Raw genomic sequence first — 21,518 nt, 5'->3', positions numbered from 1 at the left:
CCGTACGCGTCCCACACCTCGTCCATCCGGTGAGCGTAGGCCGTCTTGAAACGGCGCGCAGCGGGCACTCGGAGGCGCGTCGGCAGGGGTCATCGGGTCTCCTTCGGGGCGGGGACGGGGCGCGCGGCACCTCGATGATCCGTCCTCGCGAAGCGCCTCGGGACGCCGGGCGCGAACGCTCACGAGGCAGGCGCGCCAGAACGTCAGAACGCGCCAGCGGACCGTGCCGCAGAGCCGTGCCAACGGCACCGCGGAACGTGCCACGCGCCTCCGAGTGCCCGCTGCGCGCCGTTTCAAGACGGCCTACGCTCACCGGATGGACGAGGTGTGGGACGCGTACGGCGCGCGGGCGGAGGAGTACGCGGCGCTGCTCGGATCGGTCGACGCGGGGCCCGCGGCCGACCGCGAGCTGATCGGGTCGTGGGCCGACGGGCTGGAGGGCACGGTCGCCGATGTGGGCTGCGGGCCCGGGCACTGGACGGAGTTCCTCCAGCGCCGCGGAGCCGCCGCTATCGGCGTCGACCCGGTGCCGGAGTTCGTCGCTCTGGCGCGGGCGCGGTTCCCGGACGTCCCGTTCCGGCTCGGCTCGGCGCTCGAGCTCGACGTCGACGGCCTCGGGGGTGTTCTCTCGTGGTACTCGCTCATCCACCTGCCGCCGGCGGAGCTGCCCGGCGCGGTCGCGGCGCTCGCCGCGCACCTCCGACCGGGCGGAAGCCTGCTGATCGGCTTCTTCGAAGGGCCGCGCACGGAGGCGTTCGCGCACGCCGTCGCACCGGCGTGGTTCCATCCGCTCGCCGAGATGCGCGCCCTCGCCGAGCAGGCCTGCCTCGAGGTGACCCACTCGCTCCGCCGCAGCGCCCCCGGCGTCCGCGACCACGGCGAGCTGATCGCTGTACTCCCGCGCTGACGCCGAGCTGATCGCCGTCCGCCCACGCTGACGCCGAGCTGATCGCCGGCCTCTGATCCGGACGCCGCCGACGCCGCGCTGGTTCCGCGCTGACGGCTCCCGCTCCCGCTGGTCACCGGCGGCCGGCGTCCCGGCCCACCGCATCCCCTCGAGACACCACCGCCCCGCCGAGGCGCCGCCGTCTCAGCAGTGCTGCGGCGGTCCCGGCGGTGTCTCGGCGGACGAGGGCCGCCGCGCCTAGAGGCGGTCGGCGCGCCACTCCGTGGGGATCTCCTCGCCGCGGCGGAACGCCTCCTCCTCGCGCTCGCGCAGCTCGACGCGGCGGATCTTGCCCGAGATCGTCTTGGGCAGGGGGTGGAACTCGAGGCGCCGCACCCGCTCGAAGGAGGACAGCAGCTCGCGGGTGTGGGCGAAGATCGCGCTCGCCGTCTCGGCGGTCGGCTCCCAGCCGTCGGCGAGGGTGACGTAGGCCTTCACCACGCTGTGGCGCACCTCGTCCGGAGCCGGGACCACTGCGGACTCGGCGACGGCGGGGTGCTGCAGCAGCACGCTCTCGACCTCGAACGGCGAGATCTTGAAGTCGGAGGACTTGAAGATGTCGTCGGTGCGGCCGACGAAGGTGATCGTGCCGTCGACTGCGCGGACCGCCACGTCGCCGGTGTGGAAGTAGCCGTCGGCGCGGGCGCGCTCGGTGCGGTCCTCGTCGCCGAGGTAGCCGGACATCAGGTTGACGGGTTCGACGGACAGGTCGAGGCAGATCTCGCCGGTGGAGGCGGGCTCGCCGGTCAGGGGGTCGACGAGAGCGATGGCGACGCCGGGCAGCGCGCGCCCCATCGCTCCGTGGACCACGGGGGCGCCGGGCGGGTTCGCGATGATCGCGGTGGTCTCGGTCTGGCCGTAGCCGTCGCGGATCGTGAGGCCCCACTCCCGCTCGACGGTCGCGATGACCTCGGGGTTGAGCGGCTCGCCCGCCGAGAGGATCTCGGTCAGCGCGCGCGGCTTCGCTCCGAGCGCCGACTGGATCAGCATCCGCCACACGGTCGGCGGCGCGCAGAACGTGGTGACCTCGGCCCGGTCGAGCTGCTCGTGCAGTGCGGTGGGGGAGAAGCGGCTGTAGTTGTAGACGAACACCGTCGCCTCGGCGTTCCACGGCGCGAAGAAGCAGCTCCACGCGTGCTTGCCCCAGCCCGGCGAGCTGATCGCCATGTGCACATCGCCCGGCTGGACGCCGAGCCAGTACATCGTGCTGAGGTGCCCCACGGGGTACGACTCGTGCGTGTGCACGACCATCTTGGGCTTCGAGGTGGTGCCGGAGGTGAAGTAGATCAGGCACGGATCGGAGCTCTGGACGACCACGGTCGGGCTGATGCCGAAGGGCTCGAGCGAGTCGGCGTAGTCGAGCCAGCCCTCGACGGCGCCGCCGACCGCGATACGGCCGAAGCCGCCCTCCATCTCGTCGAACTTGGCCGTCTCGGAGGCGTCCGCGATGACGTGCGCGACCTCGCCGCGCTCGAGGCGGTCGGCCAGGTCGGCGGGTGAGAGCAGGGTCGTCGTGGGGAGGATGACCGCGCCGAGCTTCATGATCGCGAGCATCGACTCCCACAGCTCGAGGCGGTTGCCGAGCATGAGCATGACGTGATCGCCCTGCTCGACGCCGACCGAGTGGAGCCAGGCGGCGACCTCGTCGGAGCGCCAGCGCATCCGGTCGAAGGAGTACTTCTCCTCGGAGCCGTCCTCCTCCACGATCCAGAGGGCGGGGCGCTCGTTGCCGATGGCGATCGCGTCGAACCAGTCCACCGCCCAGTTGAAGCGGGGCCCGACGTCCGGCCACTGGAAGGCCTCGTTCGCGGCGACCGCATCGGTGCGGTGCTGCAGGAGGGTGTCGCGGGCGGCGCGGAAGCTCCCGGTGGGGTTCATGCATGTCTCCGTAGCGGTCGAGGTCCGGCCGCTGGCGGGACCGACCCCCATTCTGCTCCCGCCGCGGTGCCGGGTGCTGCGCGACGGAGGCCCGGTGGGGACGCACGTCGGAGGGAGCACCTGTGGAGGAGCGGCCGAGTCCGTCCCACGAACGGCACGGCGTCAGCGGGAGAGCGGAGGGCCCGCCGGCCGCAGCAGGCGCTCCCTCCGCTCCCTCCGCTCCCTCCGCTCCCTCCGCTCCCTCCGCGGGACCTCAGTACTTGATGGACTGACCGCCGTCGATCGGGAGGACGGTCGCGTTCACGTAGGAGGCGTCGTCCGAGAGGAGGAAGGCGACGACCGAGGCGATCTCGTCGGCCTCGCCGTAGCGCTTGGTCGGGTTGACCTGGATGAACTCCTCGGCCGCCTTGCGCGGGTTCTGCGGGTCGAGCTGCTTCATCGAGTTCTCGACCATCGGGGTCCAGATGGCCCCGGGCGCGATCGCGTTGATGCGGATGCCGAACTCGCCGTACTCGATCGCGGAGTTGCGGGTGAGGCCGACGACGCCGTGCTTCGCGGCCGCGTAGCCGGACTGGTTGCCGATCGCGGTGATGCCGCCGACGCTCGCGGTGTTGACGACCATGCCCGAGCCCTGCTCGCGCATCACCTTCAGCACCTTCTCGAGGCCGAGGAACACGCCCCGGAGGTTGATCGCGACGACCTTGTCGAACTCGTCGGCCGTGAAGTCCTCGGTGAGGTTCTGGCGGCCCTCGATGCCGGCGTTGTTGAAGAAGCCGTCGATGCGGCCGAAGGCCTCGAGGGTGCGCGCGACGTAGGCGTCGACGTCCGCCTCCTTCGACACGTCGGCGAGGACGGTGATCGACTCGGTGCCCTCGGGCAGGACGTCGACCGTGGCGGCGAGGCCCTGCTCGGAGATGTCGACGAGGGCGAGCTTCGCGCCCTCCTGGGCGAGGCGGACGGCTGCGGCGCGGCCCAGGCCGGATCCGCCTCCGGTGATGAGGACGACGCGGTCGGTGAATCGGGTGCTGGTGGTGGTCATGACGACTCCTGCTCGAAGAGGGATGGGCTCGGAGGCCGTGCGGTCGGCGAGTCCGTATCCATGCGTCTGCATGCAATTGACTCCACGATACGCCACAGGTGTCGGTTGAGTCTGAGTGCGCGGTCAGGGATGGAGTGATCCGGGCTGCGGGCGCCCGCGGTCGAGCCCGGTGGACCCTCGCGAGCGGGGCCGCAGGATCCGACGCGAGCACTCGGGTTCTGGGCAGAGCCGCCCCCGACCCCGATCCGCCTGGCCGCCGCTTTCGGGCGACCGAGCCGCACCGGCCGAGCAGGCGAATCGCCGAGCCGCCCCGGCCGAGCAGGCGAGTCGCCTGGCCGCGGCCGATCCGCCGCTCGCCCGCCTACAGGTGCGGCTGCCCCGTCGAGGCGCTCGTCCCGCCGTCCACGGCCAGGATCGCGCCGGTGATGTACGCCGCGTCCGCGCTGGCGAGGAACAGCACCGGCGGGGCGATGTCGTCCGGCTGCCCGGGGCGCCCGAGGGCGATGCGGTCGATGAAGGGCGCGAGCTCCTCGGGGGTCGAGGCCATCGACTCGGTCAGCGGCGTCTGCGTGAAGGCGGGCGCGACGGCGTTGACCCGCACACCGTGCGCGCCGAAGTCGAGGGCCAGCGACTGCACGAAGGTCGTGATCGCGCCCTTGGTCGCGTTATAGGCGGCCTGGCCCCAGTCGCCGCGGATGCCCGACACGGAGGAGACGACGACGATGTTGCCGCGGCTCGCCTTGAGGTGGGGGAGCGCTGCCTTCACCGCGTAGAAGAGGGCGTCGACGTTCGTGGCGAAGAGCGAGCGCCAGGCGTCGTCCTCCACCTCATCGATCGGGCCGCCGAGGTGGCCGGCCGCGTTGTTCACGAGGACGTCGATCCCGCCGAACCTCGCGACGGTGCCCTCGACGAGCGCGTCGACCTCGGCTCGGACCGAGACGTCGGTGGGGACGACCAGGACGCGCTCGGCCGGGAAGCCGGCGACGGTCTCCTCGAGCGTGGCGGGGGTGCGCCCGGCGACCGCGACGCTCGCGCCCTGCTCGAGGAAGGCGCGTGCGATGGAGCGGCCGATGCCGGAGCCGGCTCCGGTGACCAGGACGGTGCGTCCGGCGAAGGGGTAGGTGTTCGAGGCGATCATGGCGGTGCCTTCCGGGTGCAGAGGGGCGGCTCGGCGGGGTGCGCCGGGAGCGGCGGGCGTCGGATCCGCCCGGTGCCGATCATCCGCGGCACCCGAGCGGATCGACGGGCCGCCGCGCCGGTACGGAGGAGCTCCCCATCGATCCGCAGCACGGCTCCCGACCCTGGCAACCGCCGCAGAGTGCGGTCCGCGGCCGCGCGGGCTCGGGTAGACCGGAGGGACGCCAGTGGACAGGGGGAACCACCATGGACACCACGAGAACGACCGCTCCGCGCCGGGCGACGGGGCTCCGGGCGGGACGGCGCGCGACCGCGCTGGGCGCCTCGGCACTGCTCGCCGCGCTCGCTCTGAGCGGCTGCACGAGCGGCGCCGACCAGGCGGAGGAGGCGACACCCGCCGCCCCGGGCGCCGCTGCTCCGACGGCCGCTCCGACCGCGACGCCCACCGACGCTCCGCTCGGGCCCGTGACGCTGCCCGAGGGAGCGACCGCCGCCGTGCGGTGGACCGACCAGGTCGGCCCCGTTGATCCGCAGACCGTGAACCTCAGCGGCGATCCGCTGCACATCACCGTCTCGGTCGCCTGCGACACCGCGGACGCCGAGGTGACGATCGAGGTCGTCGGCCTGATGACGAGCGGATCGTCGTGCGTCTACAGCCCGAGCACGACCCGCACCGGCACGGGAGGCGGCAACACGGGCACCATGCAGATCGCCGTCGAGCAGGACGCCGAGATCAGGGTGACGACGGTGCCGGACGACGCGCACTGGTCGGCCGCCGTCTCGACCGGGGCGCGGACGGTCCCCGGGCCCTGACGCCGGCCTGCGCGCTCACGAGAACACAGAAGTCGCGGTGGTCGAGAGCGGCCACCGCGACGTCTGCGTTCTCGAGTCGTCGAGGACGTCAGCCGATCGGGACGCCGAGCTCGGCCATGAACGGCACGGCGTCGACCGCCTCGCCGTCGACCCGCGTCTCGAAGTGCAGGTGGCAGCCGGTGGAGGCGCCGGTCGAGCCGCGCAGCGCGATGACCTGGCCGACGGTGACGGTCTCGCCGACCGACACCATCAGCTCGCTGTTGTGGGCGTAGCCGGTCTCGATGCCGCCGCCGTTGTCGAGCAGGATCCAGTTGCCGTAGCTGCCCTGGTACGACGCCTCCTCGACGGTGCCGCTGGAGGCCGCGAGGACGGGCGTGCCGCAGGCGCCGGCGAGATCGGTGCCCTTGTGGAACAGGTTCACGCCGGCGACCGGCGCGTCGGGGCGGGGGCCGTAGCTGCTGCTGATGTGACCGGAGATCGGGACGACCCACGCTCCGGACGCTCCGGCGGCGGCCGCGGTCGACTCGCCGGAGGTGGCGGTGATCGCGTCGAGGGACGCGGTGGGCACGAGGACCTCGGGCTTGGCCTCGGCGGCGAAGGCGTCGCGGGTGACGCTCTGCTGCACGACTCCGGCCGCCACGAAGCTCTGCGGGCGGGCCGCGGCGACGGCGGTGGCCGTGTCGCGGGTCAGCTCGGAGTCGGCGGTGCCGCCCACGGCGAACGCGGGCATCGTCGACGTGATCGCGATGCCGGCCACGAGGGTCATCGCGGCGACTGCGGAGACGCGGGGGCGCGACGGGCCGCGGGAGGGGCGACGGCTGCGGGACTCCTGCTCACGGAGCGAGCGACGGGTCGGGAGGGCGGACGGACTGCCGGTCTCGGCTCCTGCGGGGGTGGGAGTCGAGGCGCGTGACGAACGGTGCATGCAGAGGAGGTTCCAGGTCTGCCGACGCTCGAGGGGGGAGGCGAGCGCCGGGTGGGGCAGTGGGGCTGATCGCACGGCTGAGCCGATGCGACCCTCCAAACTACCCGCGTTCCGCCGGATCCGACCTGAGAGAAACCTCCGGAGTCAAGCGGTTGAGCGCATCGATCGGCTCTCGATCCGGAGTGGCGGGGGTGCGCCGGGTCGCCGGTGGGCGTGCTCAGCGGTCGGCGGTGAAGACGAGCAGGGCGATCACACCGGCGACCGTCGCCGCGACTCCGGAGCCCAGGCGCCACCACATCCACTTGTCGCGCCTGGGCCCGCGCACGGGACGCCGGAGGCCGGCGCGGCCCTGGTAGCCGCCGGGATCGTGCTGGAAGACCATGCCCCCAGCCTGCCGAACCCGCGCCCGTCGCGGGGTCACTCGCCCGCGACTCCCAGCCGCGAACGGCACCGCAGGGCTGAAGCGAGAGCCGAGGAGAAAGGAGGAGAGGCGGCGACCAGGGGGAAGGGGAGGCGGGACGGCACGGGCGCAGAACGGCCGCCGCCCGCGCGCCTAGCGCGGCCCGGGCGCGCTCGCCAGCGGGTTCGCGGGGCGGGTGCCGCTCGGTAGCGTGGGGGAGTCGGCCGGAGCGGTCGACGAGCGGAGGAGCGGACATGGCCGGGACCGGCAACGACAAGGACGCACGCGACAAGGCGGCGCAGAAGCGCGCGAAGAAGGCGCTGAAGAAGGCCGAGAAGTCGGTGCGCGCGGCGCACGAGGCGGTCCGCGACTCCAGCAAGAAGCTGCGCAAGAAGGCCCGCAAGCTGGCCGAGCAGACCGAGAAGCTCAAGCGGACCCAGGAGAAGGCGGCGAAGAAGGCGGCCGCGGCCGAGAACCGCCCGACCACGCCGAAGCACGCCGCCGAGCCGGCGGTCGGCGCCCTCGACCTCACCCCGCCGCTGCCCGGCTCGCAGGAGCCCGCCGAGGATCAGGAGTCCGCCGAGGACACCGGTGCCGCGGCCGAGTCCGCCGCCCAGCAGGAGCCGGCCCCCGACTCCGACCCCGCGCACACCCCGGACCTCACCCCGCCGATGCCGCGCTCGGCCTCCTGAGCGCACCCGTCTGAGCGCCGCATGCCGGTGCGGACTCAGGTGAATCGCACCCACCGATGCGCCGCCCGCCTGAGAATCCGCACAGGGTACTCGGGCGGGCGTGCCCCGCGAGGTGAACAGCAGGTGAAGCCTCGCGACCACGCCGGAACGCCTCCCGCCGCGGGAGCATCATGTCTGCGTGGATCCCTTCATCCTGCTCGCGCTCGTCGTCGTCACGGCCCTCGCCTTCGACTTCACCAACGGCTTCCATGACACGGCGAACGCGATGGCCACGTCCATCGCGACCGGTGCCCTGAAGCCCCGCACCGCCGTCGCCCTCTCGGCGTCGCTGAACCTCGTCGGTGCGTTCCTCAGCATCGAGGTGGCGCTGACCGTCACCAACGCGGTCGTGAAGATCCAGGACTCCTCGGGCGCACCCGATCCGGCGCTGCTCGAGGACGGCGGTTCGGCTCTGCTGCTGATCGTGCTGGCCGGCCTCATCGGCGGCATCGTCTGGAACCTGCTGACCTGGCTGCTCGGCCTTCCCTCGAGCTCGTCGCACGCCCTCTTCGGCGGCCTGATCGGCTCCGCTCTCGCGGGCCTCGGCCTCAACGGCGTCAACTGGGCCGGCGACGGCACGAAGCTCGACGGCGTCGTCGGCAAGGTGATCCTCCCGGCGCTGATGTCGCCCGTGCTCGCCGGAGCGGTCGCGGCGATCGGCACCTGGCTCGTCTTCCGGGTGATCGGCAACCTCGCCGAGAAGAGCCTCCACCGCGGCTTCCGCTTCGGTCAGATCGGCAGCGCCTCCCTCGTCTCGCTCGCGCACGGCACCAACGACGCGCAGAAGACCATGGGAGTGATCACGCTCGCGCTGATCGCGGCCGGCGGCTGGAGCGACACCGAGTCGGTCCCCTTCTGGGTCAAGCTCAGCTGCGCGCTGGCCATCTCGCTCGGCACCTACATCGGCGGCTGGCGGATCATCCGCACCGTCGGCAAGGGCCTCGTCGAGATCGACACCCCGCAGGGCATGGCCGCCGAGAGCGCCTCCGCCGCGGTCATCCTCGCCTCCAGCCACCTCGGCTTCGCCCTCTCGACCACCCACGTCGCGACCGGTTCGATCCTCGGCTCCGGAGTCGGCCGCCCCGGAGCGCAGGTGCGCTGGCGCGTGGCGCTGCGCATGGTGATCGCCTGGGTCATCACCCTCCCGGCCGCCGCCCTCGTCGGCGCCGTGATGTGGTGGATCGGCCACCTCGTCGGAGGCGCGGCAGGCGGCCTCCTGATGGCCGCGATCCTCGTCGCCGTCGCCTCCCTCATCTACATCCGCTCGCGCCGCGACAGCATCGGCGCGCACAACGTCAACGACGAGTGGCAGGACGCGGCGGCACGCCCCGCGCCCGAGACCGCCGGCGTCTGAGCGAAAGGATCCGCACCGTGCTCTCCCTCTTCCTCTCCGCCGCCGGCCAGGTGGCCCTCGTCGCCGTGCTCCTCGGAGCGGGCCTGCCCGTGCTCTTCGCCGTCGGCGTCCGCTCCTTCGCCGTCGCCGGCGGTGCTCCCGCCTCGGGCGGGTCGGACGCCCCCGCGGTCCGGAGCGGTCTGCCCGCCCCGGTGCTGCGCGGGATCGGCGTGCTCTGCTTCGCCCTCGTCGTCGGCTCCGTCGTGATCGGCCTGAGCGTCATCATCGCGACGGGTCTCGGCCAGTCGGTGAGCTTCGAGCACGTGATCCCGACCTTCGTGCCCAAGGGCTGAGCATGGCCTCGACCGATCCGATCGCGGCGCGGGAGGGGATCGTCGCCCGCGTGGTCGGCTGGCTGCGCGCGGGCTACCCGTCGGGCGTGCCGGAGCAGGACTACCTCCCGCTGCTGGGCCTGCTGCGCCGCAGCCTCACGACGGACGAGGTCGAGCAGGTCGTCGCGCGGCTCCTGTCGGAGTCGGAGCGGGCCGAGACGGTCGTCTCACGGGCCGTGGTGCGCGAGCGGATCGAGCAGCTGCTGCTCGGACCGGCGATGCCCGAGGACGTCGCCCGCGTCTCCTCGCGGCTCGCGAGCGCGGGCTGGCCGCTGGCGGGCCCGGAGTCGCTGGCCGAGCCGGACACCCGCGAGGGCCTGGTCGCGCGCATCGTCCGCTGGTTGCGCGCCGGCTATCCGGCCGGGCTGCCCGAGCAGGACTTCGTGCCGCTGCTGGCGCTCCTCCGCCGCCGTCTGAGCGACGAGGAGGTGGCCGAGGTGGCCGCCGGTCTCGCCGCCGACGCGCCCGCCTCCCGCGCGGACGTCGGCACCGCGATCGCCGGAGTGACCTCGGAGCTGCCCTCGGAGGAGGACATCGAGCGCGTGCGCCGGTCGCTGGCCGCGCTGGGCTGGCCGGAGGAGTTCGCGAGCTGACGCGCCGCCGCCCGGGTCTCGGGCCGCAGGAGGCCGCGTGCCGATCCGCCGCTGTCGCCGGCGATCCGGCCGGAGAGCCCGCCGGCCGACGGTGCCGCTATCCCGGGCGGTCCAGCCGTCGAAGGGTGACCCCGCCGGGACCAGGACGTGGACGCAGTGGCGGGCCGGGCCCGCCGTGAGCGGGCGGGACGAGCGCTGGAGCGTGTCCTCGGGCGGGCCACAGGCGGCCGCCCGGTGGGCAGGGGAGTCGCGGGGTCACGACGCGCGCCGTCCGCCGTCCTAGGTTCGGCCCGGGTCCGGATCGGCTGCGCAGCCGGCTGCCGGACCGCAGCCCGACCGGAAGGACAACCCATGCCCGCACCCACCATCGTCCTCGTCCACGGAGCGTTCGCCGACGCCGCGAGCTTCGCCCCGGTCACGCGGATCCTGCTCGACGCCGGCCACGCCGTGCGCGTCCCGGCCGTGCCGAACCGCAGCCTGCTGGGCGATGCGGAGTACCTTCGCTCCTTCGTGGAGCAGCTCGACGGGCCGGTCCTGCTGGCGGGCCACTCCTACGGCGGCGCCGTGATCACGGTGGCGGGCGCCGCCGAGAACGTGGTCGGCCTCGTCTACCTCGCGGCCTACGCGCTCGAGGAGGGGGAGAGCCTCGGGCAGCTGCAGGGCGCCTTCCCCGACTCCGACCTCCCGGCGAATCTCGTCTACACCCCGTTCCCGATCGACGGGGCGGAGCCGGGCACGGACGTGTCGGTCGCGGTGTCGGCGTTCCCGGAGGTGTTCGCGGCCGGGATCGACCCGGCCGAGGCGGCCGTGCTCGCGGTCGGCCAGCGCCCGCTCGCCGCTCTGGCCTTCGGTGAGGCCGCCCCGGTCGCCGCCTGGCGGACCCGGCCGAGCTGGGGCGTCGTCGCGGCCGCGGACCGGACGATCAACCCGGACGTCGAGCGGTTCGGCTACCGGCGGGCGGGCGTGCGCTCGGTCGTCGAGCTCGACGCGCCGCACCTGGTGATGCGCTCGCACCCGGAGGAGGTCGCGCGGGTCATCGCCGACGCCGCGGCGGAGCTGAGCTGACCGCGGAGTCGCCTGACCGCGGAGGGGTGCGCCGCGTGCCGGTGCGCTCCTCCGCACCCCGCCGCGGATCTAGGTCGGCGTCGCGTGGAGCCGGGCCCGCCGCCTCCCTAGCCTCGAAGGGAGAGAAGGGCGGGATCGTGGACACGGACACCGCACGGCTCGGCGCCTACCTCCGGGGGCACCGCGACCGGCTGCGCCCCGACGAGGTCGGCCTGGGCGCCGACGGCAGGCGCCGCGTCAGCGGGCTGCGCCGCCAGGAGGTCGCCGTGCTCGCGGGGATCAGCCCGGACTACTACCTGCGGCTCGAGCAGGGCAAGGACCGCCGCCCCTCGGCGCAGGTCCTGGACGCCCTGGCCCGGGCGTTCCGCCTCGACGCGGACGGGCGGGACTACCTCTTCCGGCTCGGCGGGCACGCCGCGCCGCGCCGCTCACCGATCTGGGCGCAGGCCGGGCCGACCCCGGCGCAGGTCGGCAGCCTGACGAGCATGGTCTCGTCCTGGACCACGACGCCCGCCTACGTGGTCGACCGCTACCTGGACCTCGTCGCCGTGAACGAGCTCGGCCGCCTGTTCCTCCCCCTGGCCTGCGAGCAGGGGACCAACATGATCGAGGCCGTCGTCGACGCCGCGGCGCTCGAGACCGACGCCGAGCGGCACGAGGACTGGGACCGCACGATCGCCGTGATGACCGCCGCCCTCCGCTTCCACTCCGATCCGGCGGACCCGCGTCTGCGGGTCCTGGTCGCCTCGCTCGGGGGCCGCTCGCGGGTCTTCCGCCGCGTCTGGGCGAGCCAGGAGGCGTATCCGCTCCGCGAGGGCTCGTCCCCGGTGCGCGTCGATCCCTTCGGCTTCATCGCCTTCCGCTGGCAGACCCTGGAGGTGCACGGAGGCGACCACTTCCTGACCTCCTTCTTCGGCGCCCCCGGCAGCGCCGCGGCCGCCGCGATCGATTTCATCCGGGCCCGCCACCGGGTCGAGGAGTGTCTGCGCGAGGGTGCGATACTCGACGCGTGAAGCGGGACGCGCTCGTCGTCGGTCGGGGATCGGAGCTCGCGCGGCTCCGTCTGATGGTCGACGGCATCGCCGCCCACGGGTCGGCGCTCGTCATCGACGGGGACGCCGGGGTCGGCAAGACCACCCTGGTCGAGGAGGTCGTCGCCTACGCCCGCGCACTCGACGTGCGGGTGCTGCGCACCGCGGGCTCCGCAGCGGAGTCGGGCGACCAGTACGCGGCGCTGCAGCTCCTCCTGCACCCGCTCCGCCCGGGCCTCGACGGCCTGCCACTGCCGCAGCAGGACGCGCTCCGCGTGGCCTTCCACCTGGCGGACGGAGTGCAGCCGACGCCGCTCCTGGCCGGCCTCTCGGCCCTGACCCTCCTGAGCGACGCCGCCGCCGATCGGCCCCTGCTGGTCGTCGTCGAGGACCTGCACCGGATCGACCCGGAGTCGGCGTGGGCGCTGCGGATGCTCGCCCGGCGCATCGGCGAGGACCGCGTCGTCGTCGTGATGACCACGAGGGACCGGCCCGAGGAGGACTCCGGCCTCGAGCACCTCCACCTCGGGCCGCTGTCGGCCGCCGACTCGGCCGCCCTCCTGGACACGCTCCCGCATCCTCCTCGCGGCGCCGCCCGGCGCGCTCTGCTCGACCTCGCCCGCGGGAATCCGCTCGCCCTGGTGGAGCTGACCGGACGCGACCCGTCGGCCGACGAGGCGGAGGACCGCGCGGTGACCGGACGCCTCGAGTCGGCCTTCGCCGAGCGCTTCGCGGAGCTCGACCAGCCCTCGCGGCTCGCCGTGCTGGCCGTGGCGCTGGGCGACGTCGCGACGGCGGAGGAGGCGAGCCGGCTGGCGAACCTGGCGATCGGCCGCCACCCCGACCCCTCCTGGATCGACCGGGCCGTCGCCGCGTCGCTGCTCAGCTGGACGCCGGGGAGCGGACTCCGCTTCCGGCACCCTCTCGTGCAGTCCGCGGTGACGAGCGTGAGCCGCCCCTCCGAGCGCGCGGCCGTGCTCCGCACGCTCGTCCAGGAGCACCGCGACGACCCGAGCCGGACGCTCTGGTGGCGGTCGGAGCTCGCGACGGGCTCGGACGGGCCGGTCGGCGAGGAGCTCGCCGGTCTCGCGGCGTCCGGCCTGGCGACGGGCGACGTCGTCCTGGCGGCTCAGGCGATGGAGCGGGCGGCGGAGCTGACCCCCGCGGGGCCGCTGCGCGTCTCGCGCCTGATCGACGCGGCCGAGTACTCCGGACTCGCCGGCCGGACCGCGGAGGCGGCGCTGCTCGTGCACCGCGCGGCGGGCGAGACCGTCGATCCGGTGCTCACCGCCCGCGCCGCCTGGACGCGCGAGACGCTGCCGACCGGGCGCACGGCCCTCTCGCGGGGAGACCTCTCGCCCGCGCTCGCCGCAGTGACGGCGCTGCAGAGCCACGGAGCCGTCGACGCCGCGACCGCCGCGCTCCTGCACCTCGCCGCCATCGCCTGGGACCACAACCGCGAGGCGTCGCCCGGCGAGCCGATGATCCAGGCGGTGCGCGCGCTCGCCCTCGACGACTCCGACCCGCGCGCCGTCCTGCTCGCGGCGGTCACCGAGCCGATCGCCCGCGGCGACGAGGTCGTCCGGCGGGCGCTCGCGGCGGCCGGCGGGGCGAGCGGTCCGGAGGAGGCGTGGTGGCTCGGCTACGCGCTGAACACGGCGGGCGAGGTCGAGGTCGCCCGGGAGCTCCTGGAGGAGGCGATCACCGGGCTGCGCGCGCGCGGCGACATCCGGATCCTCCCGCAGGCGCTCCTCGCCGCCTCGATGACCACGTCGCTCGCAGGCCGCATCTCGCGCGCCCGCTCCTTCGCCGAGGAGGCGCTCGTCCTCGGGAGCGACCTGGGGGACGTCGGCTTCGAGACCGCGTCCCGGGCCTGCCTGGCCTGGTTCGACGCGATGGAGGGCGTCGCGCCCGATCCCGAGGCGATCAGCGCGGGCAGCGCGATCGGCGCGGCCGTCCTCTGCTCGAGCGTGATGCGGGCGACGCTCCGCGGATCGCGAGCGGCGGTGGCGGTCCTCGAGTCGCGACCGGGCGACGCCGTGCCGGAGCTCCTGCCCCTCCTCGACAGGGACGACGACTCCCTGAACCCCGGCTTCGCGATCCTCACCACGCCCGATCTCGTCGACGCGGCTCTCGCGATCGGGGACGTCGGAGTCGTGCGCCTGCACGCCGCGAGGCTGGAATCGCTCTTCGAGCGCTGGCACCAGCCGATGATCGAGGCGGCCCTCCGGTACGCGCAGATCGCCGTGGCGCTCGCCGAGGGAGCGCCGGACGCCGCGGCCGGGCTGCTCCGCCGGACTCCGCCGCCGCTCCCGTACGTACGGGCGCGGGCGCTGCTGCTCGTGGGCGACGGGCTGCACCGGGCCGGTCGGGCGGCGGAGGCGCGGCCCCTCCTCCGCGAGGCACTGGCGATGCTCGAGGAGCTGCCGATCCACGCCTGGGCCGATCGGGCCCGTGACGCGCTCCGGGCCGCCGGAGGGAGGATCGCGGACGCGCCGTCGCCGGCCGCTGCCACGCTGACCCCGCAGGAGCTGCGCATCTGCGCTCTCGCGAGCACGGGGCTGTCGAACCGCGCGATCGCGCAGAACCTGTTCCTCTCGCCGCGCACGGTCGGCGCGCACCTGTACGCGGCGTACCGCAAGCTCGGGATCGGCGGGCGGGGCGAGCTCGCCGCGGTGCTCGGGAGGGACGCGGGCGCCGACGTCTGAGGCCGGACTCCGCTCGCAGGGGCGCCGGGCCCCACTCCGAGCGCAGACGTGCAGGCGCGCCCCGGAACGGCCGGGACGCGCCTGCGAGCGTGCCTCGCTACTCCTGGATGAAGGCCAGCAGGTCGGGGTTGATGACGTCGGCGTGGACGGTCAGCATGCCGTGCGGGTAGCCCTCGTAGATCTTGAGCGTCGAGTTCTGCAGCAGCTCGTGCTGCTTGAGCGAGGCGTCCTTGTAGGGGACGACCTGGTCGTCGTCGCCCTGGGTGACGAGGACGGGGACGGTGATCGCCTTCAGGTCCTCGGTCTGGTCCGTCTCCGAGAAGGCCTTGATGCCCTCGTAGTGCGCGAGCGCGGATCCGGTCATGCCCTGGCGCCACCAGTTGTCGACCACGGGCTGCGAGAGCTCGACCCCCTCGCGGTTGAAGCCGTAGAAGGGCCCGGAGGCCACATCCTGGTAGAACTCGGCGCGGTTCGCCGCGAGAGCGTCGCGGAAGCCGTCGAACACCGAGATCGGCGTGCCCTCGGGGTTCGCCTCGGTCTGCACCATCAGCGGCGGGACCGACGAGACGAGGACGGCCTTGGCCACGCGGCCCTGGGGCTCGCCGTACTTCGCGACGTAGCGCGCGACCTGGCCGCCTCCGGTGGAGTGGCCGATGTGGATCGCGTTCCGCAGGTCGAGGTGCTCGACGACCGCGTTCACGTCGCTGGCGTAGTGGTCCATGTCGTGTCCGGTGCCGACCTGGGTCGAGCGTCCGTGCCCGCGGCGGTCGGTCGCGATGACGCGGTAGCCGTGCGCGTGGAAGAACAGCATCTGCGCGTCCCAGTCGTCGGACGACAGCGGCCAGCCGTGGTGGAAGACGATGGGCTGCGCGTCGGTGCCGCCCCAGTCCTTGTAGTAGATCTCGACGTCGTCGTCCGTGGTCACAAACGGCATCTTCGAACCTCCGTGCTCGTGTCGATCCCGAGCCCGGCCCGGGTCGTGTCCAAGGTGGTGCCTCCCCGGATGAGGGTGGGGAGCGGCTCCACGATAGGGGCGTGGGAGCGCTCCCTGAAGAGCGCGGGGAGATGTTCCGACGATCGTCCAGACCTGGTCGCCCGGGCGGTGCCGGGGCCGCCGGCCGCGCTCGCCGAGTGGGGTCGGATGACTCGTGACCGGCACCGCGGACGCTGACAGGATCGCGGCGGACGCGCCCTCCCGCGGCGCGCGGATCGGAGGTCGCGATGCCCACGACGACGCCCACGACGACGGCCCTGCCGACGCGCAGGACGACGACGCCCCAGCGGGCGGTGCTCCGGTGACCGTCGAGGACCGCGTCCCGATCGAGCCGCAGGCGGTCGTCGCTCCGCTCAGCCGGTCCGCCGTCTTCCTCTCGCTCGACATCGTCGGCGGGCAGGACGCCGCGGACCGCGTGCGGGACGTCGTCGCCGACGTGGGCGGGATCCTCCGCGCGGTCGGCTTCCGCGACCTGGGCCTGCGCCTCTCCTGCCTGGTCGGGATCGGGAGCGACGCGTGGGACCGCTTCGGCGGGGAGGGGCGCCCCGCGCAGCTGCACCCGTTCCGGGAGGTGGTCGGCGCGGCGCACACGGCCGTCTCGACGCAGACCGACCTCCTGTTCCACATCCGGGCGGAGCGGGACGACGCCTGCTTCGAGTTCGAGCGCCTCCTGCTCGACGCGCTCGGCGAGGACGTCGTCGTCCGCGACGAGGTGGTCGGCTTCCGCTACTTCGACAACCGCGACCTGCTGGGCTTCGTCGACGGCACCGAGAATCCGACCGGCGAGGCGCTGCCCCGCGTCGCGCTGATCGGCGCGGAGGACGCGGCGTTCGCGGGCGGCAGCTACCTGGTCGTGCAGAAGTACCTGCACGACCTGACGGCGTGGCACGCGCTCACCACCGAGCAGCAGGAGCGGGTCATCGGCCGGAGCAAGGCCGACAACGTCGAGCGCGAGGACGATCCGGCGCAGCTCTCGCACAAGGGGCTCGCGACCGTGGTCGACGCCGGCGGGACCGAGCACGACATCCTCCGCGACAACATGCCCTTCGGCCGGCCCGGCAGGGGCGAGTTCGGCACGTACTTCCTCGGCCTGGCCGCCGACCTGTCGGTGATCGAGACGATGCTGACGCGGATGTTCGTCGGCGTGCCCGCGGGCCGGCACGACCGCCTCCTCGACTTCTCGACCGCGACGACCGGCGGGGTCTACTTCGTGCCCTCGCGGGACGTGCTCGAGGGCCTGGGCGGCTGACCCGGGCCGGTCGTCGGGGCGCGGATCGAGTCGGATGACCGTGGTGCCGCCCGGGCCGGAGCGGTGGGATCGGAGCAGCGCAGGCGCGCAGGACGATCAGCAGGGAGAACGCCGTGGAACCCGACGACAGCACCGCTCCGCACCACGAGACCCCCGGTTTCGGAGACCCGGACCTCCCCCAGGAGGGGATCGTGAACACCGAGGGCGATCCCTCGGCGAACACGATGACCGGCCCGCAGAACCGCGTCCTGGAGGGACTGTTCCCGAACCAGATCGCCGCGCCCGCGACGGACATCAGCACGCAGCCGTTCTTCTGGTCCTCCTTCAACATCTCGCCGCGGCGGGTGCAGCGGGGAGGCTGGGCGCGCGAGCTCACGCAGGCCGACTTCGCGATCTCGAACGAGATCGCCGGCGTGAACATGTACCTCGAGGCCGGCGGGATCCGCGAGCTGCACTGGCACCAGAGCGCCGAGTGGGCGCTGATGACCAAGGGGAACTGCCGCATCACCACGCTCAGCCGCACCGGCCGGCCCAGCGTCGACGACGTGCAGGAGGGGGACCTCTGGTACTTCCCGCCCGGCCTGCCGCACTCCCTGCAGGGCCTCGGCCCGGACGGGGCGGAGTTCGTGCTCGCGTTCGACGACGGCGAGCAGTCCGAGAGCAACACGCTCCTGCTCACCGACTGGTTCGCGCACACGCCGCCGGACGTGCTGGCGAAGAACTTCGGCGTCGCGCAGGAGGTCTTCCGCGACATCCCGCTGCACGACCTCTGGATCTTCCCGGGCGACGTGCCCGGCGACCTCCAGGCCGACCGGGCCGCGGCCGGGGTGCAGGACGGCGACGAGGCGGTGATCTTCCGGCTCTCCCGCTCCGAGCCCGCGTACCAGAACAGCGGCGGCCGGATCCAGATCGCCGACAGCACGAACTTCCCGGCCTCGCGCACGGTCTCGGCCGCGCTGACGACCGTCGAGCCCGGCTCGATGCGCGAGCTGCACTGGCACCCCAACGCCGACGAGTGGCAGTACTACCTCCGCGGATCCGCTCGGATGACCGTCTTCAACACCGGCCCGCACGCCAACACGACCGACTTCCACGCCGGAGACGTGGGCGTCGTGCGCCGCAACTTCGGCCACTACGTGGAGAACACCGGCGACGACACGCTCGTCTACATCGAGACGTTCAAGAGCTCCCGCTACGAGGAGGTGTCGCTCGCCCAGTGGCTGAGCCACCTGCCGCCGTCGCTGGTCGCGCAGCACCTGAACATCCCGGAGGAGGTGCTGGCGACCTTCCCGCTCGGGACGCAGGGGATCACTCCGCTGCGCTGAGGGAGGGACGCGCGGAGGGGACGGGGACATGGCGGAGGATCACGAGGCGGCGCTCCTGCCGTGGGCGGGGAGGGCGGCGGTGCTGCTGGACCGGCACCTGCGCGTGCTGAGCGCGACTCCGCTCGCGCGGGCGCTCTCGCCCGCCTTCGCCCCGGGAGTGAGCATCGCCCGCTTCACCTTCCTGGACTCGTCCGAGGTCGAGGACCTGCCCTGCTGGGGCTCCGCCGCCGACCAGGTCGCGGCGATGCTCCGCGACTCGCTCGAGCGGCACCGGGGGGACCGGGAGTTCCTGACGGTCGTCGGGGAGCTCTCGGCGAGGAGCCCCCGGTTCGCGGACTCGTGGGCGGCCGGGGCGGAGGCCGACGCACGCGGGTCGGTCGTGTTCCTCGACACCGCGGTCGGCTCCGTTCCGATGGACTACCGGCTGGTCCGGGACGGCGCGCGCCTCCTGCTCCTGTTCGAGGCGGGTGACGCGGCGGGCCGCGAGGCGCTCGCGCGGCTCGCCGCCACTGATCAGGCGCCGGCCGGGGCCGCCAGCGCGGTGCCCGACTCCGGAGCGGGTCGCAGCGAGGCGAGGACGTCGACGGCCGCGGCCGCCGGAGTCCCCGCTGCCGCGAGGTAGGTCACGACGTACCGGCCCGGAGCGCCGGCGAGCTCCAGGGTCTGCATCTCGAGGTCGAGCCAGCCGAACGGCTCGACGTGGACGCGGATCCACCGGTGGGTGAAGGGGCGGACCTGGTACTCGGCCCAGATCGACCGGAACAGCGGATTCTCGACCGAGCACTCGCCGACGATCTCGTGCAGCCGCGGATCGTCGGGGTCGCTGTAGAACCGCAGCGCGGCGATCAGCTCGCGGAAGACCTGGCCCCACGCCTGCAGCTGGTCCGGCGGGTCGCCGTTCGCCACGGCGCGCACGTAGCCGCGGGACGTGGAGAGCAGCATGTTGGCGCCGGGCACGCCCTTGTCGGGGGCGAGACGGCTCATCAGGTCGTTCGCGCCGAGGACGTCGAGGTTGCGGTCGAACGCGTACGCCGGGGTCCTCGGCCAGTGGGCGAGCAGCGACTCCACGCCCTGGCCCGGCGGAGGGGAGTCGGGATCGCGCGGGCCGGGGCGCAGCTGGGCCAGCCGGAAGAGGTAGGCGCGCTCGAACTCGTCGAAGGCGAGCGCCTCGGCGAGGGCGTTCAGCACCTGGTCGGACGGGGCGACCGCGTGCCCCTGCTCGACGCGGAGGTAGTAGTCGCGGCTGATCCGGGCGCGGTCGGCGACCTCCTCGCGGCGCAGGCCCGGCACCCGCCGCCGGGTGCCCGCGGTCGGCACGCCGACCTGCTCCGGCCGCAGCGCCGCCCGGCGAGCGCGGAGGAACTCCGCGAGGGGGCTGCGAGAGCTCATCGTGCGACTCCATCGGATCACCCGCCGCGTCGAGCGGCGGTCGTGCGGGGGTGGGGCCGTACCGGTCGTCCGGTGGGACACAGAGTACCGTCGGGCGCTCGCGGGGCCCACTGCCCTCCTGTGCCTCCTGCCCGGCGCCGACCGGGAGACGGGCGCTCGGGACGGTTCGACAGAGGGTGCGCTCCGGAGGGTTCCGACAGAGGGAGGAGAGCGCGGCCGCGCCCGGCGGTCAGCATGGGGTCCTCGGAACCCGTCCCTCAGGAGTCGCGATGACGATCAGTGCACTCTCCTCGCCGCCCGCGCACCCGAGCGCACCTGAGGACGTGGTGGTCCGGATGCTGAGCTCGGCGTCGCCCGCGCGGGAGCGGCTCCTGGTGGTCGAGGGCGGGATCGGCTCGGGCCGGACGCACATGCTGCGCTCCGCCGCGGCCACCGCTCGCGCCGCCGGCTGCGAGGTCGTGGAGGTGCGGCCGGACCGGGGCGACGCCGTGATCGGCGCGTCCTCGCTCGCGCTGTTCGCCACGCTGATCGGCCGTCTGCAGCGGGTGCGCGACTCCTCCGCCTCGCCCTGCGACCCCGGCTTCCTGATCGTCGTCGACGACTGGGAGCGGTTCGACGTCGCCGCCCGCGAGACCCTCCAGGCCCTGGTGACCCGGCTGGTCGACGAGGTCGGCGCCGCCTGCCTCCTCGCCACCGGCGACCGCCGCGTCCTCGCCGGCTGGGAGGGCCTCCGGCACCGTCGCACGGAGCCCCTCGACGCGGAGGCGGCCCGCGGCTTCCTGCGCGCCCACGGCGGCCGGCGGCCGCTCGCCGTCGAGGCGCGCCTGCTGCGGGTCGCGGAGGGGAATCGGCTGCTCCTCGACGTCCTCGGGCGGGCCTGGGCCGACGAGGACGCTCCCTCGCCCTTCCCGGTCTACCCGCGGCTCGAGCAGGTCGAGACCAGGGTGCTCGACCTGCTGGCTCCGCTGTCGGAGGAGTGCCGGGAGGCGCTCCTGGTCGCCGCGGTGGCGGGCGCCGAGTTCCCGGAGAGCATCGGGTCGGCCCCCGGAGACGGGGACCGCGCCCTGGTGCAGGCGGGGATCCTGACGGCGGGCGGCCGTGCGTTCCGCGACCCGGTGGTCCGCGCGGTGGTTCTCTCGACGGCATCGCCCCGAGCGCTGCGGGCGGCACGGAGGCGGCTCGCCGAGCGCCCGGAGTCGGCCCCGCACCTCCGCCTGCTGCTCGCGGCGGACGACGCGGCCGGGCCGGAGGAGCGGGCGCGGCTGCTGAGGGACGCGGCGGAGGAGCGACTCCGCGCGGGTCGGCCGCAGGAGGCGCTGCTCCTCCTCGCCGAGGCGCGGTCGAGTGCGCGCGGTGGTGCTCTGCGGGAGGAGCTCGAGACGCGCGCGGCTGCCGTCGCGGCCTTCACCGGCGACGCGGCGGCCCTCGAGCGGGTGGTCGAGCGCTCGCGGGAGGACGGCGGGGTTCCCGGGACCGGCGTCGAGTGCGGTGGTGCCGCGGCGGAGGAGGGCGAGGGCGCCGCGCAGGCCGTCCGCCTCCTCCCCGCCGTCGAGGAGCCCGGCGAGGCGGT

20 protein-coding genes are annotated in these 21,518 nt (G+C 74.0%); 13 read left to right on the top strand and 7 right to left on the bottom strand.

Going from position 1 to position 21,518, the window contains the following annotated elements; all coding sequences use genetic code 11:
- The first annotated feature begins 316 nt into the window (after positions 1–316).
- Complete coding sequence (locus tag C5C99_RS15590) at positions 317–907, top strand: trans-aconitate 2-methyltransferase (protein ID WP_104340365.1); 591 nt, start codon at positions 317–319, stop codon at positions 905–907.
- A 237-nt stretch (positions 908–1,144) separates the two neighbouring features.
- On the opposite strand, the gene C5C99_RS15585 is transcribed toward C5C99_RS15590, so the two are convergent.
- The 3 genes from C5C99_RS15585 to C5C99_RS15575 all read right to left on the bottom strand — a co-directional run bounded on the left by C5C99_RS15585 (position 1,145) and on the right by C5C99_RS15575 (position 5,001).
- Entirely contained in the window at positions 1,145–2,824 is a 1,680-nt protein-coding gene (locus C5C99_RS15585) for an AMP-binding protein (RefSeq protein ID WP_104340364.1), read from the bottom strand.
- A gap of 253 nt (positions 2,825–3,077) precedes the next feature.
- Positions 3,078–3,863 (bottom strand): glucose 1-dehydrogenase, encoded by a 786-nt coding sequence (locus C5C99_RS15580; RefSeq protein WP_167299040.1) that lies wholly within the window; start codon positions 3,861–3,863, stop codon positions 3,078–3,080.
- 361 nt (positions 3,864–4,224) lie between these two features.
- The gene (locus tag C5C99_RS15575; protein ID WP_258063720.1) at positions 4,225–5,001 is read right to left on the bottom strand and encodes an SDR family NAD(P)-dependent oxidoreductase; all 777 of its coding nucleotides are present in this window, start codon (positions 4,999–5,001) and stop codon (positions 4,225–4,227) included.
- A 245-nt stretch (positions 5,002–5,246) separates the two neighbouring features.
- Between C5C99_RS15575 and C5C99_RS15570 the strand changes: the two genes are divergently transcribed.
- The gene (locus tag C5C99_RS15570; protein ID WP_104261232.1) at positions 5,247–5,813 is read left to right on the top strand and encodes a hypothetical protein; all 567 of its coding nucleotides are present in this window, start codon (positions 5,247–5,249) and stop codon (positions 5,811–5,813) included.
- Between the two features lie 88 nt (positions 5,814–5,901).
- Here the strand turns inward: C5C99_RS15570 and C5C99_RS15565 are convergent, their stop codons facing one another.
- Both C5C99_RS15565 and C5C99_RS17240 read right to left on the bottom strand, forming a co-directional pair.
- Positions 5,902–6,579, bottom strand: a complete 678-nt coding sequence (locus C5C99_RS15565; RefSeq protein ID WP_181074628.1) for a M23 family metallopeptidase — start codon at positions 6,577–6,579, stop codon at positions 5,902–5,904.
- Positions 6,580–6,955: 376 nt separating this feature from the next.
- On the bottom strand, positions 6,956–7,120 hold the full coding sequence (locus C5C99_RS17240) for a hypothetical protein (RefSeq protein WP_159940529.1): 165 nt from the start codon (positions 7,118–7,120) through the stop codon (positions 6,956–6,958).
- Between the two features lie 272 nt (positions 7,121–7,392).
- On the opposite strand from C5C99_RS17240, the gene C5C99_RS15560 reads away from it, so the two are divergent.
- From C5C99_RS15560 to C5C99_RS15530, 7 genes are all read left to right on the top strand, one after another.
- Positions 7,393–7,830, top strand: coding sequence for a hypothetical protein (locus C5C99_RS15560; RefSeq protein ID WP_104288719.1), 438 nt, complete (start codon positions 7,393–7,395; stop codon positions 7,828–7,830).
- 178 nt (positions 7,831–8,008) lie between these two features.
- The gene (locus C5C99_RS15555) at positions 8,009–9,223 is read left to right on the top strand and encodes an inorganic phosphate transporter (protein ID WP_104224012.1); all 1,215 of its coding nucleotides are present in this window, start codon (positions 8,009–8,011) and stop codon (positions 9,221–9,223) included.
- Between the two features lie 17 nt (positions 9,224–9,240).
- The gene (locus C5C99_RS15550) at positions 9,241–9,555 is read left to right on the top strand and encodes a hypothetical protein (protein ID WP_104340363.1); all 315 of its coding nucleotides are present in this window, start codon (positions 9,241–9,243) and stop codon (positions 9,553–9,555) included.
- A gap of 2 nt (positions 9,556–9,557) precedes the next feature.
- Positions 9,558–10,187: a DUF3349 domain-containing protein gene (locus C5C99_RS15545; RefSeq protein WP_104224010.1), complete on the top strand. Its 630-nt coding sequence runs from the start codon at positions 9,558–9,560 to the stop codon at positions 10,185–10,187.
- Positions 10,188–10,538: 351 nt separating this feature from the next.
- On the top strand, positions 10,539–11,252 hold the full coding sequence (locus tag C5C99_RS15540) for an alpha/beta fold hydrolase (RefSeq protein WP_104248158.1): 714 nt from the start codon (positions 10,539–10,541) through the stop codon (positions 11,250–11,252).
- Between the two features lie 137 nt (positions 11,253–11,389).
- Complete coding sequence (locus C5C99_RS15535) at positions 11,390–12,265, top strand: helix-turn-helix domain-containing protein (RefSeq protein ID WP_181074627.1); 876 nt, start codon at positions 11,390–11,392, stop codon at positions 12,263–12,265.
- Positions 12,262–14,991 (top strand): AAA family ATPase, encoded by a 2,730-nt coding sequence (locus C5C99_RS15530; protein ID WP_104340361.1) that lies wholly within the window; start codon positions 12,262–12,264, stop codon positions 14,989–14,991. The genes C5C99_RS15535 and C5C99_RS15530 overlap by 4 nt, the downstream gene beginning before the upstream one ends.
- Positions 14,992–15,088: 97 nt before the next feature.
- Here C5C99_RS15530 and C5C99_RS15525 read toward each other — a convergent pair whose 3' ends face one another.
- Positions 15,089–15,925, bottom strand: a complete 837-nt coding sequence (locus C5C99_RS15525) for an alpha/beta fold hydrolase (RefSeq protein ID WP_104340360.1) — start codon at positions 15,923–15,925, stop codon at positions 15,089–15,091.
- A 214-nt stretch (positions 15,926–16,139) separates the two neighbouring features.
- Between C5C99_RS15525 and C5C99_RS15520 the strand changes: the two genes are divergently transcribed.
- The 3 genes from C5C99_RS15520 to C5C99_RS16900 all read left to right on the top strand — a co-directional run bounded on the left by C5C99_RS15520 (position 16,140) and on the right by C5C99_RS16900 (position 19,181).
- Entirely contained in the window at positions 16,140–17,234 is a 1,095-nt protein-coding gene (locus C5C99_RS15520; protein WP_308471026.1) for a Dyp-type peroxidase, read from the top strand.
- A 113-nt stretch (positions 17,235–17,347) separates the two neighbouring features.
- Positions 17,348–18,559 carry a cupin domain-containing protein gene (locus C5C99_RS15515; protein WP_258062876.1) on the top strand — a complete coding sequence of 404 codons (1,212 nt, stop codon included), beginning with the start codon at positions 17,348–17,350 and terminating at the stop codon, positions 18,557–18,559.
- 28 nt (positions 18,560–18,587) lie between these two features.
- A complete protein-coding gene (locus tag C5C99_RS16900) occupies positions 18,588–19,181 on the top strand; it encodes a hypothetical protein (protein WP_146085532.1) in 594 nt (197 codons plus the stop codon).
- On the opposite strand, the gene C5C99_RS15505 is transcribed toward C5C99_RS16900, so the two are convergent.
- On the bottom strand, positions 19,073–19,948 hold the full coding sequence (locus tag C5C99_RS15505; protein WP_104340359.1) for a helix-turn-helix transcriptional regulator: 876 nt from the start codon (positions 19,946–19,948) through the stop codon (positions 19,073–19,075). The genes C5C99_RS16900 and C5C99_RS15505 overlap by 109 nt on opposite strands.
- Positions 19,949–20,217: 269 nt before the next feature.
- Here C5C99_RS15505 and C5C99_RS15500 point away from each other — a divergent pair.
- A partial coding sequence (locus tag C5C99_RS15500; protein ID WP_374953742.1) for a hypothetical protein occupies positions 20,218–21,518 on the top strand: 1,301 nt, incomplete at its 3' end.

Source organism: Rathayibacter sp. AY1C4, assembly GCF_002932195.1.
Lineage (GTDB): Bacteria > Actinomycetota > Actinomycetes > Actinomycetales > Microbacteriaceae > Rathayibacter.
This window is presented reverse-complemented; position numbering and strand designations above follow the sequence as displayed.